The 13,682-nt window shown below is 62.5% G+C and carries 10 protein-coding genes; 1 reads left to right on the top strand and 9 read right to left on the bottom strand.

The window, feature by feature from the left end:
* Positions 1-7 precede the first annotated feature (7 nt).
* The 4 genes from GTP77_RS06940 to creB form a co-directional block, all read right to left on the bottom strand.
* Positions 8-2,866: a TonB-dependent receptor domain-containing protein gene (locus GTP77_RS06940; RefSeq protein WP_161071435.1), complete on the bottom strand. Its 2,859-nt coding sequence runs from the start codon at positions 2,864-2,866 to the stop codon at positions 8-10.
* A 468-nt stretch (positions 2,867-3,334) separates the two neighbouring features.
* A complete protein-coding gene (creD, locus tag GTP77_RS06945; protein ID WP_161071436.1) occupies positions 3,335-4,738 on the bottom strand; it encodes a cell envelope integrity protein CreD in 1,404 nt (467 codons plus the stop codon).
* A 74-nt stretch (positions 4,739-4,812) separates the two neighbouring features.
* On the bottom strand, positions 4,813-6,264 hold the full coding sequence (creC, locus tag GTP77_RS06950) for a two-component system sensor histidine kinase CreC (protein WP_161071437.1): 1,452 nt from the start codon (positions 6,262-6,264) through the stop codon (positions 4,813-4,815).
* Positions 6,261-6,980 carry a two-component system response regulator CreB gene (gene creB, locus GTP77_RS06955; RefSeq protein WP_161071438.1) on the bottom strand — a complete coding sequence of 240 codons (720 nt, stop codon included), beginning with the start codon at positions 6,978-6,980 and terminating at the stop codon, positions 6,261-6,263. Before creB ends, creC begins: the two co-directional genes overlap by 4 nt.
* 176 nt (positions 6,981-7,156) lie before the next feature.
* Here creB and GTP77_RS06960 point away from each other — a divergent pair, with 176 nt between their 5' ends.
* Positions 7,157-8,590: an aminotransferase-like domain-containing protein gene (locus GTP77_RS06960; RefSeq protein WP_161071439.1), complete on the top strand. Its 1,434-nt coding sequence runs from the start codon at positions 7,157-7,159 to the stop codon at positions 8,588-8,590.
* A gap of 80 nt (positions 8,591-8,670) precedes the next feature.
* On the opposite strand, the gene rpsJ is transcribed toward GTP77_RS06960, so the two are convergent.
* The 5 genes from rpsJ to rpsL form a co-directional block, all read right to left on the bottom strand.
* Positions 8,671-8,988 (bottom strand): 30S ribosomal protein S10, encoded by a 318-nt coding sequence (rpsJ, locus tag GTP77_RS06965; RefSeq protein WP_028101676.1) that lies wholly within the window; start codon positions 8,986-8,988, stop codon positions 8,671-8,673.
* 167 nt (positions 8,989-9,155) lie between these two features.
* Entirely contained in the window at positions 9,156-10,346 is a 1,191-nt protein-coding gene (tuf, locus tag GTP77_RS06970) for an elongation factor Tu (protein ID WP_161071440.1), read from the bottom strand.
* Positions 10,347-10,420: 74 nt separating this feature from the next.
* Complete coding sequence (fusA, locus tag GTP77_RS06975) at positions 10,421-12,526, bottom strand: elongation factor G (RefSeq protein ID WP_161071441.1); 2,106 nt, start codon at positions 12,524-12,526, stop codon at positions 10,421-10,423.
* Between the two features lie 111 nt (positions 12,527-12,637).
* A complete protein-coding gene (rpsG, locus tag GTP77_RS06980; protein WP_161071442.1) occupies positions 12,638-13,108 on the bottom strand; it encodes a 30S ribosomal protein S7 in 471 nt (156 codons plus the stop codon).
* Between the two features lie 137 nt (positions 13,109-13,245).
* A complete protein-coding gene (gene rpsL, locus GTP77_RS06985; RefSeq protein ID WP_056392507.1) occupies positions 13,246-13,629 on the bottom strand; it encodes a 30S ribosomal protein S12 in 384 nt (127 codons plus the stop codon).
* Between the last annotated feature and the right edge of the window lie 53 nt (positions 13,630-13,682).

Raw genomic sequence — 13,682 nt, forward strand, 5'->3', positions numbered from 1 at the left:
AGTCAGATTACTTGAAGGCGTACTTCGCGGTCGCGCGGAAGGTGCGGCCCATGCCGTTGTGCAGCTGGGTGTTGAAGCCTTCGGTTGGATAGCGCGGATCGTATGGCGCCGCCTTGTCCAGAATATTCTTGATATTCAGGGCCAGGGTCAGGTTCTTGACGCCGGTGTACGCGTAGTTCAGGCCGAAGGTGGTCCAGCTTGCCACTTCGCAGTTCGAGCTGGTGTACTTAGGCAGGCCGCCCAGCTGGTAGGCGCTGGAAGGCTGGCCGGTACCATAGTGGCAGTACGGCGTTGGGTACACCACGGCGTTGTCGTAGCGGCGCAGCAGGGACACGTGGTCGACGAAGTCCGCCGACAGCGTGGTGCTGTGCACGCCGTAGGTCCAGTTGGTCGACAGCGACGCGCGGTTGCGCGGATTGTCGCCAGCCGACAGCGACCAGTCGGACAGGCCGCCGTTCGAACCGGCGGTGTTGTGGATCGCATCGCCAGGCTGCATGGCGCGCTTGTAGGTGCCCAGGTAGCTCCAGTTCACCGTGCTGCTCAGGCGGCCGTAGTCGCCCAGCGAGTTACGCAGGGTCACTTCCAGGTCCACGCCGGCAACCTGGGTCGAACCCTGGTTGATGTAGGAGCGGTTGACCTGCAGCAGCGGACCCGAGTTCGGCACCACTACGCCGTTTACCACCAGCAAGTTGGCCGGATTGGTGTCGCGCAGCACTTCCGCGCCTGGGTACTGGTTCGGGTGGTCGATCACGGTCTGTCCACCCAGCAGCGCGGTTTCGTCACGCAGCTTGATGTTGTAGTAATCGATCAGGATGTCCAGGTTCTTGGTCGGCTGCAGGATCAGGCCCAGCGATGCGGACTTGGATTTCTCCGGCTTCAGCTCAGGATTGGCCTTGGACAGGCTGGAAACGCTCTTCGAGCAGTCGGTACGGTCGGCGGTGCCGATCGGATTGACGCCATCCGGGCAGCGGATCGAGTCGGTCACGGTCTGGAACGACTGCACGCCGCCTGGCGAAACCTGGGTCAGGGCCGGGGCGCGGAAGCCGCGGGCATAGGTCGCGCGCACTGCCACTTGCTCGGTCACGGTCCACTTGCTGCCTGCTTTAGGCACGAAGCTCGATTCGGTCGGATATTTATCGTAGCGGCCGGCGAAGTCCATCTCGAAGTTCTTGAAGAACGGCGTACGCAGCTCGATGAAGGCCGACTTCACATTGCGCTGGCCGTCCGCAACGGAGTTGGCCAGGCCGATGATTTCGCCCGCGCGGGTGGCCGCGTCCGGGGTCAGGCCGATTTTCTCCTGGCGCGCCTCGGCGCCGAAGGCCAGGCCGATGTCGCCGCCGGACAGCTTGCCCAGCGTGGTCGATGCTTTGGCATCGATCTGCATCACTTGCGAGAAGCCTTTGTTTTCCAGGTCGCGGGTCGAGTTCGGATCAGCAATGGTCGACGCGATGGTACGGTTTTCCGTCATGATGCGCTCGACCACCGGGCGGTACAGCATGCCCAGGTAGTGCTCGGTACGCTCGGTGCGGTTCCACAGCACGCCGGTTTCCCAGTCAAACGCGCCGGTGGTGCCTTTCAGGCCGGCCAGCACGCGGTAGGATTCGTTCAGGTTGTCGCTGCCGCCGGTGTGGCCCATGAAGCGGAAGCCCACCGCAGTGCGCGAGGTCGGGAACGGATTGTCCGGATGGCCCACTGGCAGGATCAGCTGGAATTGCGACGACGGCTTGCCGTCGGCGGCGAACACGGTGCTCGACGAGGTGCTCGAGATCGTGCGTGGCGCGCCCAGATAAGTGCGCTCGGTGCGCGCATACGACACTTCCGAGAACGCGGTCATCGCTTCATTGACCTTGAAGGTGCCGCGCGCCAGGATGTTGGCGTCCTTGCCGGCGCTCTGCACTTCGCTGTAGTCGTTCAGGTTGAAGTTACAGAAAGTACGGTCGATCAGCACGCTGGTCGCGGACAGATTGTGGGCGGCGATATTGCCCACCAGGCGCTGCGACGGATCGCAATTGGTGCGGTTGATCACGTCGGCGCGCAGCGCGTAGGTGGTGGCGAAGTTCTTGCCGCCCGGAGTGCGTTCGCGGTAGAAGAACGGCTGGTCCGTCAGGCTGCTCGAGTACGGGTTCAGGCGGGCGTTGATGTAGCTGTAGGCGGCCTGGTCGACGTCGGTCGCGTTCGCGATGGTGGTGCTGTCGCGCTTGGAAACGTCGAACGAGATAAAGCCGTTGAAGCGGTCCTTGTCCAGGTCGCCGAAACCGATCACGCCGCTGACATTCTTGCGGGCGAATTCGCCGTCATCGTTGGCGGTAATGCTGGCCGCCATGTCGAAGCCGGTGTAGTCGGTCTTGGTGATGAAGTTGATCACGCCGGCGATAGCGTCGGAGCCGTACACCGCCGAAGCGCCATCCTTGAAGATCTCGACGCGCTCGATGGCGGAGATAGGAATGGAGTTCAGGTCGTACACGGCCGATTTGCCCTGGTTCGGGTCGGCATACGCGGACGAGGCGATACGGCGGCCGTTCAGCAGCACCAGGGTCGAAGACGAACCCAGGCCGCGCAGGGAGGCGGTTGCCGCGCCGCGCGAGAAGCCGCCGTCGACGATGTCGACCGACGCGCCGGAGCCGAAGGCCGGGATCGAGTGCAGCAGTTCGGCCACGGTGTTGGCGCCGCTGGCTGCGATCTGCTTGGCGCTCACGGTCTGGACTGGCGACGAGCCTTCCTTGTCCGAACGCTTGATGTTGGAACCGGTAACGAAGACCTTGGTAACCGGCGCTTCTGCTGCTTGTTGTGCGATTGCAAACTGGGTGGTACCCAGTGCTACGGCAACGGCGAGGACGCCCCGTTTGAGGACTAGTTTATTGTTCAAAAGTTTCTCCGCTGTAAGGGTTGCAAGGGACTATACCGGTGCATGCGCGCCGGCTGCCATCTGTGCCGACGGCTTGTTTCAGAAGAGGCTGTGCTATTCCGAAGAAAGAATCTGAACATCTGAGTTAATGAAAGTCAATGAATGGGCAATATATTTGCAACGGCCTTTTTTCACAAAAAACAACATTACAGCACCACTTGCAATATAAGAATATGAGATTCAAACGAAATACTGAATTTAATTTCGAAAACATCGAAATTGTAAAAATATTCCCAATTGCAGCTTAAAGTTCTCAGAAACATATGCGTTTTGCGCGCATTGCAATGATGCTGGATTACAACAGCTTTTTAGTTACAAATATGCAAAAAAACAACACCGTGATGGTAGCTGAAATCACTGAACGGCAACGCAGCCAGCGGCGCCGCTTCAGAACAAAAAAGACGCCCTCCCAATTGCTAACACGGAGTCTTATATCGCTTTTTGACGATCAGTCAAAATCTGAGCCGCGTCCGCGCCGCCCAGCTGGTACCAATCGACTTTGCGGGTGGCAACCATGATGGCGGCCAGCACGGCGAACAGCAGGATGGCGCCCATCACCAGGGCGTTGTTTTCCGAGCTGAGCAAGCCGTACAGCACGCCGTACAAGGCCGTCAGCGCCGCGCCGAAGGCCAGGCCGCGGCGGCGGTCGCGCAGCACGTGGGCCAGGTAGTAGCCGGTCAGCAATATGCAGGCGGCGCTGGCCAGCAGGTAGGCGCCCAGGAAGGCGATGTGCTCGGACAGGCTGACCAGCAGCAGGAAGAACAGCACCAGCGCCAGCCCCACCAGCGCGTACTGCACCGGGTGGATGGGCAGGCGCTTGAGCACCTCGAACAGGAAGAAGGCGGCGAAGGTCAGCGCCACGAACAGCAGGCCATACTTGGTGGCGCGGTCGGCCATGGAATAGATGTTGACCGGCTCGATAAAGCCGACCGCGAAGCTGTCCGGCACGGCGTTGCGCGCGGCGTTGCGGGCAGCTTCATCGCCAGACCCGGCGGCCAGCTCGCGCTGGCGCAGCTGCTGCTGCGCCTCGGTCGACAGCGCCGAGATGCGCCACAGCGCCTCGAAGCCCTGCTCGCCCACTTTGCGCTGCTCGGGCAGGAAACGCCCGCTGAACTGCGGATGGGGCCAGGACGAGGCCATCGCAAAGCGGTTGTTGCGCGCCAGCGGCACGAACTGCTGGCGGTCCATGCCGGACAGGCTCAGGCCAAAGCTGAACTGCACCGGGCCGGCGGTGGCGTCGGCCATGGCCAGCGGCACGTGCAGGCCCTGGCGGGCGGCGGCCAGGCCCGAACCCTGCTCGAACTCGAAGCTGCGCGCGCCCCAGCGCAGCTTGGGAATGTCGCGCACGCCGCGCACGTCGGAAATGCCCAGCGCCACGAAGGGCGGCTCCGGCGCGATATCGGAGCGTTCCACGGTGCGCGGCAGCGCGGACACCGGCGGCACCGTGAACGCACCCGCCACCGCGTGTTCGCCCTGGAACATCAGCACCTGGTGGATGCCCCGGTAGCGGCGCTCGGTGCCGAAGGTCGATTTCACCTCCAGCTGGTCCGGGAAGACCAGGTGGCGCAGCTGCTTGCGGTAGCGCTTGGCTTCCTTGCGTTTCTCGTCGCCCGCCACCGGCTCCATCACCTCATAAGTTTCGCTGTAGGGCATGACCAGCACCGGCCCGTACACTGTCTGCTCGCCCACCGAATCCTCTGCGATGCTGCGCGCCGCGTCCTGGCGGTAGGCGCTGCGCTCGCGGATGGTGGACTCTATCATCAGCAGCGGAATGCCGATCAGCAGCATCACCGCGATCACGGCCAGTATTTTGAACAACAGTTTCTTTTGCATGGCGCTTCCTTCTGGTTGGAGTGGCGCCAGTCTAGAAAACGCGTATGCGGTGACGATGCGTTCCGTGTGAAGTGCTACAGCGCCAGCGGCAGCGGCAGGTAGAGCGCGGCGCGGCAGCCGCCCTGCCCCGGCCCGGCGATGTTGGCCACGCTGACGGTGCCGCCGTGCAGGGCCGCCACTTCGCGCACAAAGGGCAGGCCCAGGCCGGTGCTCTTGGCGCCGCCGCCGGGGCGCGGCAACGAGTAGAAGCGCTCGAACACGCGCCCGGCCGCGTAGTCGGGAATGCCGGGGCCGCCGTCGGCCACGTAGATTTCCACGCCCTCGCCGGGCACGCGCGCGCCCAGCGCCACCACGCCGCCGGCCGGCGCGAAGGCGATGGCGTTGTCCAGCAGATTGCCGATGGCCTGGCGCAGCAGCAGCGCGTCGCCGTGCAGCACCGGGGCGCCGTCCCGCGGCAGCTCCAGGTCCAGGCGCAGCCCGCGCGCGGCCAGCGGCGCGGCGAAGTCGCGCGCCACCTCCTGCAGCAGCGCGCCGCTATCGATGCGCTCGAGCGCATCCAGGCGCTGCTGCTTCTCCACCCGCACCAGCGCCAGCAGCTTGTCGATCAGCTGCCGCTGGCGCGCGTTCTGGCTCAGTATGCTGGACAGGAACTGGCGGCGCTGCTCGGGCGGCATGTCCTCCTGCAGCAGCTCGGCCGAGGCCTGGATGGCGGCGATGGGGCTTTTCAGCTCGTGCGTAAGCGTGTGCATCAGCGTTTCCACATACTCCTTGCCCTCCAGCTTGACGCGCATGGCCTCCAGCGCGTGGCCCAGCGTGCCGATCTCGGTATTGCCCAGCACCGGCAGCGCCACCTTGCGGCCGGCCTGCACCTCCTCCACATAATGCATCAGCTTGCGCAGCGCGCGCGCCAGCCAATAGGTGGACGCCAGGCCGATCAGCAGCGACAGCGCCAGCAGCAGCGCGCCGCGGCGCAGGATGTGCTGCTGGCTGCGCTCGACAAAGCCCTGCACGCTGGCGTTGGGCTTGGCCACCGTGAGCACGCCGATCAGGCGCTCGCCGTCGCGGATGGGGGCCGCCACGTGCATCACGGTGCTGTTCTCGTCGTCCTCGCGGTCGCGCGTGCTGCGCGCGCCGTACTTGCCGCGCAGGGTCAGGTAGACGTCGTTCCAGCGCGAGTAGTCCTTGCCCACCGCCTTGTTCTCGGAATCGAAACGCACGATGCCCTGCGCGTCGGTAATGTAGATGCGGTAGTCCAGCTTGTTCTTGGGCAGACCGCTGATCTGCGCGCTGACGCCGCGCCCGGCGTAGTCGCGCATGCGCGCCAGCATGGGCGCGGCGTCGTAGGCGCCGGCGCGCACGTCGTCCGCCACCATCACGGCCAGCAGGTTGGCGGTGTCGACCAGGGTGTCCTCCAGCGTGGCGCGCACGCCCGGCTTGACCTCGGCCATGAACACATTCAGCAGGAACCAGCCGGCCAGGCCGACGATCAGGAAATAGCCCAGCAGAATGCGCAGGCCTATCCTCATGTGGCGGCCAGGCTGTAGCCCAGGCCGCGGTGGGTCTGGATCGGCTCGTTCTCGGGGGAAACCGCGCGCAGCTTGGCGCGCAGCGACTTCACATGGGCGTCCACGGTGCGGTCCAGGGTGTCGGCGGCGCCGGTCCACACGCGGTCCATCAGCTGCGCGCGCGACAGCACGTGGCCGGGATGTTCGATCAGCGTCTTGAGCAGCAGGTATTCATAGCGCGTCAGGTCCAGCGCGTGGCCGAGATACAGCACGCGCGCCTCCAGCGCCCGCAGTTCCAGCCCGGCCACGCGGCGCGCCTGGGAAGCTTGCACCGCCTGCGCCGCCGTCTGCGCGGCCTGCGGCCCCAGGCGGCGCAGGATGACGCGGATGCGCGCCACCAGCTCGCGCGGCGAGAACGGCTTGGTCACATAATCGTCGGCGCCGATCTCCAGGCCCACCACGCGGTCGATTTCATCGCTGCGGGCGGTGAGGAAGATGACGGGCGCGTCCGAGAACTGGCGCAGGCGGCGGCACACCTCCAGGCCGCTCATATCGGGCAGGCCGATGTCGAGCACCACCAGGTCCGGCGGCGGCTGGCCGCCCTCCCCGCGCATGGCCGACAGCGCCTGCTCGCCCAGCATCACGTGCAGCGGCGCGAAGCCCTCGGTGCGCAGTGCATAGGCAATGCCGTCCGCAATCGCCTGCTCATCCTCAACGATCAGGATCGTCTTAGCCATAACATTTCCAGGAACTTAACATCCGCCGAATGTACTGCGCAGCGGGCATGCTGTCCAGCGGAGAGTGCGCCGTGTGCTGCAAGAGGAATAAGGTCGTTGCACATCGCGGACCTTGTATGGATTGTTTTCCTTTATAGTTGTTTAATCCGCGACAAAAATCCATACATCCAGACAAAATGACCCGGACTCCACCCATACAAATCCCCTCCTGGCTGGGCGAATTCAGAGCGGATGGCGGGCCGCGCTATCTGCAGATCGCCGATTTCATCGAGCGCGCGCTGTCTGACGGGCGCCTGCAGCCGGGCGACCGCCTGCCGCCGCAGCGCAGCCTGGCGGCGCAGCTGAAGGTGGACCTGACCACGGTGACGCGCGCCTACGACGAGGCCAGGCGCCGCCACCTGCTGGAAGGTCGGGGCGCGGCCGGCACCTACGCGGCGGCGCCGAAAGTGGAACTGGCGCCGATGCTGGACCTGGGCATGAACATCCCTCCCCCGCCGGCCGGGGTGGATTTCGACGACATGCTGAAACTGGGCCTGTCCCAGGTACTGATGCGCACCGACAGCGATTTGCTGATGAGCTACCAGCTGGGCGGCGGCAGCCAGGCCGACCGCGCGGCGGGCGCGCTCTGGCTGGCGCCCATGTTCGGCCAGGTGGACAAGGAACACGTGGTGGCTTGTCCCGGCGCGCAGTGCGCGCTGGCGGCGCTGATCCTGGCGCTGACGCGGCCGGGCGACGCCATCCTGGCCGAGTCCACCATCTACCCCGGCCTGCGCTCGGCGGCGGAGCAGCTGGGGCGGCGCGTGGTGGCGGTGGGTGTGGACGAGGACGGCATGCGGCCGGACGCGCTGGAGAAGGCCTGCAGGAAGCACCGCGCGCGGCTGGTCTACCTGAACCCGACCTTGCAGAACCCCACCGCGCACACCATGCCGGAGCAGCGCCGCCGCGAGATCGCGCAGACCGCCATCCGCTGCGGCGCGGCCATTATCGAGGATGATCCCTATTGGCTGCTGGCGGGAGCGGCGGCGGCGACAGGATCGGCCCTGGCACCGGCTTCAGCCCCGCCGCCGCTGGCCCGGCTGGCGCCGCGCAACGTCTACTACATTTCCACGCTGTCGAAATGCCTGGCGCCCGGGCTGCGCACTGCCTTCGTGCTGCTGCCGGACGCGCAGGTGCGCGAGCGCTTCCTGCAGGCGCTGCGTTCGCTGGTGCTGATGCCCTCGCCGCTGGCCAGCGCGCTGGTGACGCAATGGATACACGACGGCACGGCGCAGCGCCTGCTGGAGGGAGTACGGGAGGAAGCCCGGGCGCGCCAGCAGCTGGCCGCGCAAATCCTGGCCGGCCTGGCGTTCGCGCCGGGCGGCCCCGACGGCATCCACATCTGGCTCACCTTGCCGGACTACTGGAGCGCCGGCCAGCTGGTCCAGGCCGCGCACGCCGAAGGGCTGGCCGTCACCGCCTCGGACGCCTTCGACGACAGCGCGCGGCCGCCGAACGCCATCCGCATCTCGCTGGGCAGCATCCGCGAACGCGCGCGCCTGGCCGGCGCCCTGCGCAAACTATCCCATCTGCTCGGCCGCCAGCCGCCCGCGCCGCGCGCCGCCGTGGTCTGAAAAGCAAAAAGGCCAGCCCCGCGAGGGACCGGCCTTTCCTTGGCAGCGGCAGAGCCGCCAGCCTTAACTCACACTGCGAATTATTGCAGTTTGATTTCTACGTCCACGCCAGCTGGCAGGTCCAGCTTCATCAGCGCGTCAACGGTCTTGTCGGTTGGGTCGACGATGTCCATCAGGCGCTGGTGGGTGCGGATTTCGAACTGGTCGCGCGAAGTCTTGTTCACGTGCGGGGAACGCAGCACGTCGTAACGCTGGATGCGGGTTGGCAGAGGTACTGGACCTTTTACCACGGCGCCGGTGCGCTTCGCGGTGTCAACGATTTCCAGAGCGGACTGGTCGATCAGCTTGTAGTCGAAAGCTTTCAGGCGGATACGGATTTTTTGGTTTGGTGCGGACATGATTATTCCTTAAAAGAACGAGCCGGCGCGGGAGCGGCGGCAATAAGTAACAAACTCAGTACAGCTAAGAGGCGAGATGATAGCACCAAAATGCCAGCCATGCCCGTCTCTGCGACAAAAAAAGGCAGCGCCGCGAACGGCACTGCCTTCTTGTCTAACCGAGGCTATTAGGCCAGGATTTTTGCTACCACGCCGGCGCCGACGGTACGGCCGCCTTCGCGGATTGCGAAGCGCAGACCTTCTTCCATAGCGATCGGGTTGATCAGCTTAACGGTGATCGACACGTTGTCGCCTGGCATAACCATTTCTTTGTCCGCTGGCAGTTCGATCGAACCGGTCACGTCGGTGGTACGGAAGTAGAACTGTGGACGATAGTTGTTGAAGAACGGGGTGTGACGGCCGCCTTCGTCTTTCGACAGAACATAGATCTCGCCGGTGAAGTGGTTGTGCGGCTTGATCGAGCCTGGCTTCGCCAGAACCTGACCACGCTGTACGTCTTCACGCTTGGTGCCGCGCAGCAGCAGACCAACGTTGTCGCCGGCCTGACCCTGGTCCAGCAGCTTGCGGAACATTTCCACGCCGGTGCAGGTGGTTTTCACGGTGTCGGTGATACCAACGATTTCGATCTCTTCGCCGACCTTGATGATACCGCGCTCAACGCGACCGGTCACCACGGTGCCGCGGCCCGAGATCGAGAACACGTCTTCCACTGGCATCAGGAAGGCGCCGTCCACTGCGCGCTCTGGCGTAGGGATGTAGCTGTCCAGTGCGTCGGCCAGGGCCATGATGGCCACTTCGCCCAGAGGACCGGTGTCGCCGTCCAGTGCTTTACGTGCCGAACCTTTGATGATCGGCAGGTCGTCGCCTGGGAACTCGTATTTCGACAGCAGCTCGCGCACTTCCATCTCAACCAGTTCCAGCAGCTCTTCGTCGTCGACCAGGTCGCACTTGTTCAGGAACACAACGATGTATGGAACGCCAACTTGGCGGGCCAGCAGGATGTGCTCGCGGGTCTGTGGCATTGGGCCGTCAGCTGCGGAGCAAACCAGGATCGCGCCGTCCATCTGCGCTGCACCGGTAATCATGTTTTTGATGTAGTCGGCGTGGCCTGGGCAGTCAACGTGAGCGTAGTGACGCGATGCGGTCTCGTACTCAACGTGAGCGGTGTTGATGGTAATGCCGCGTGCTTTTTCTTCTGGTGCTGCGTCGATCTGGTCGTAAGCTTTAGCTTCGCCGCCGAATTTCTTCGACAGAACGGTAGCGATTGCTGCGGTCAGGGTGGTTTTACCGTGGTCAACGTGACCGATAGTGCCGACGTTGACGTGCGGTTTAGTCCGCTCGAATTTACCTTTTGCCATTTTATTCTTCCTTAGAACAAGATTTAAAGTTGTCCGGCCAGGGGGATCGTCCCCCGGCCGGTCAATTCATTATTTTACTTCGCTTTAGCAGTCACGATTGCATCGGTTACGTGCTTAGGCGCTTCCGAGTAGTGCTTGAATTCCATCGTGTAGGTTGCACGGCCTTGCGTTGCGGAACGCAGGGTGGTCGAGTAACCGAACATTTCCGACAGAGGCACTTCGGCTTTGATGATCTTGCCGCCGCCGCCTGGGATTTCGTCCATGCCCTGCACCATACCGCGGCGGGACGACAGGTCGCCCATCACGGAACCGGCGTAGTCTTCCGGCGTTTCCACTTCCACTGCCATCATTGGTTCCAGGATGACTGGAGCCGCTTTACGGCAGCCGTCCTTGAAGGCCATCGAAGCAGCCATGCGGAACGCGTTTTCGTTCGAGTCCACGTCGTGGTACGAACCGAAGAACAGCGTTACCTTCACGTCCACCACTGGGTAGCCGGCCAGTACGCCGGAAGGCAGCGTTTCGCGCACGCCTTTTTCTACTGCAGGGATGTATTCGCGAGGCACGGTACCGCCCTTGATCGCGTCGACGAATTCGAAGCCCTTGCCTGGCTCTTGCGGCTCGATCTTCAGAACCACGTGGCCGTATTGGCCGCGGCCACCGGATTGCTTGACGAATTTGCCTTCGATCTCTTCGCACACCTTGCGGATCGTTTCGCGGTAAGCCACTTGTGGCTTGCCGACGGTCGCTTCCACGCCGAATTCGCGCTTCATGCGGTCAACGATAATTTCCAGGTGCAGCTCGCCCATACCACCAATGATGGTCTGGCCCGACTCTTCGTCGGTCTTCACGCGGAACGACGGATCTTCCTGTGCCAGGCGGTTCAGTGCCAGACCCATTTTTTCCTGGTCGGCCTTGGTTTTTGGCTCAACAGCCTGCTGAATCACCGGCTCCGGGAACACCATGCGTTCCAGCACGATGATCGACGCTGGATCGCACAGGGTTTCGCCGGTGGTCACGTCTTTCAGACCAACCGCAGCGGCGATGTCGCCGGCGCGCACTTCTTTGATCTCTTCACGCTGGTTGGCGTGCATCTGCAGAATACGGCCCAGACGCTCTTTACGGCCTTTTACCGAGTTGTACACGGTGTCGCCCGAATTGATGGCGCCCGAGTACACGCGGAAGAAGGCCAGCTGGCCGACGAACGGGTCGGTCATGATCTTGAAGGCCAGTGCCGAGAATTTCTCGTCGTCAGCTGCTTTACGCGATGCTGGCTCTTCGTTCTCGTCGGTACCGGTCACGTCGTCGATGTCGACTGGCGATGGCAGGTATTCGATCACGGCGTCCAGCATGGCCTGCACGCCCTTGTTCTTGAAGGCGGTGCCGCACAGCATAGGAACGATCTCGGAAGCGATGGTGCGGTCGCGCAGCGCTTTCTTGATCTCGGCTTCCGACAGGTCGCCTTCTTCCAGGTATTTGTTCATCAGGTCTTCGGTCGCTTCAGCAGCGGCTTCAACCATCTTCTCGCGCCACTCGGCGGCCGATGCGGCCAGCTCTGCAGGGATATCGACGTAGTCGAACTTCATGCCCTGGGACGCGTCGTCCCAGATGATGGCTTTCATCTTGACCAGGTCGATCACGCCTTTGAAGTTGTCTTCAGCGCCGATAGGGATCTGGATCAGGACCGGGTTTGCCTTCAGGCGAGCGCGCATCTGCTCGTAGACCTTGAAGAAGTTGGCGCCGGTACGGTCCATCTTGTTGACGAAGGCCAGACGTGGCACTTTGTACTTGTTAGCCTGACGCCATACGGTTTCCGACTGTGGCTGTACACCGCCCACTGCGCAGTAAACCATGCAAGCGCCATCCAGCACGCGCATCGAGCGTTCAACTTCAATGGTGAAGTCAACGTGGCCCGGGGTGTCGATGATGTTGATGTGGTGCTCAGGGAAGTTGTTCGCCATGCCCTTCCAGAAGCAGGTGGTCGCTGCGGAAGTAATGGTGATGCCGCGCTCTTGTTCCTGCTCCATCCAGTCCATGGTGGCTGCGCCGTCGTGCACTTCACCGATTTTGTGGTTCACGCCGGTGTAGAACAGCACGCGCTCGGTGGTGGTGGTTTTACCAGCGTCGATGTGAGCGGAGATACCGATGTTGCGGTAGCGCTCAATGGGGGTCTTGCGGGCCATAATAGATCCTAAATCTTTTAATGTACAAAACCGGACGCCATTTCTTCCAAAATGAGCCCGGCTTCGAACAAATGATTAAACGGCCGGAGCACCAGGCTCCAGCCAGTTTTATTAGAAGCGGAAGTGCGAGAACGCCTTGTTCGCTTCAGCCATACGGTGCACTTCGTCACGCTTTTTCATCGCACCGCCACGGCCTTCGGCCGCTTCCAGCAACTCACCGCCGAGGCGTTGTGGCATGGATTTTTCGCTGCGCTTGTTCGCGGCTTCACGCAGCCAGCGCATCGACAGAGCCATGCGGCGCACTGGGCGGACTTCAACCGGCACCTGGTAGTTTGCACCACCAACGCGACGGGATTTCACTTCAACCAGCGGCTTGGCGTTGTTGATCGCGGTGGCGAACACTTCCAGCGGGTCTTTGCCGGACTTGGCAGCGATGTGCTCGAAAGCACCGTAGATGATGTTTTCTGCGACGGACTTTTTGCCCGACAGCATCAGCACGTTAACGAATTTGGCGACATCAGTGTTGCCGAATTTTGGATCCGGCAGAATCTCGCGCTTGGGTACTTCACGACGACGTGGCATATCAATTCCTTTCAATCTTCAGTTGAGCTCGCGGCGATATGTTCCGCAGCTCGCGGATCACCATCATAGTGGTCCACTTACTCGGTCAGTTCGACCGATACATTCACTTAGTCAGTTTCGACCAGGCGAAACTTGTATTACTTCTTACCAGCCTTGGCGCGCTTGGTACCGTACTTCGAGCGAGCTTGCTTACGGTCTTTAACGCCCTGGGTATCCAGTGCACCGCGAACCATGTGGTAACGCACACCCGGCAAGTCTTTTACACGACCGCCGCGCAGCAGAACAACGCTGTGCTCTTGCAGGTTGTGGCCTTCACCGCCGATGTACGAAATCACTTCGAAACCGTTGGTCAGACGCACTTTGGCAACTTTACGCAGTGCCGAGTTAGGCTTCTTAGGAGTGGTGGTGTACACACGGGTGCAAACGCCACGTTTTTGCGGGCTGTTTTCCAGCGCCGGCGATTTGCTCTTCACGCGCAGCGAAACGCGTGGGTTGCGAATCAATTGATTGATGGTTGGCATCGTTGTTAATCCAACAAAATTACTACCGTTGACAACCCGGACAAGCGCCCGGG

The organism is Pseudoduganella aquatica, from assembly GCF_009857595.1.
Classification (GTDB): domain Bacteria; phylum Pseudomonadota; class Gammaproteobacteria; order Burkholderiales; family Burkholderiaceae_D; genus Rugamonas; species Rugamonas aquatica_A.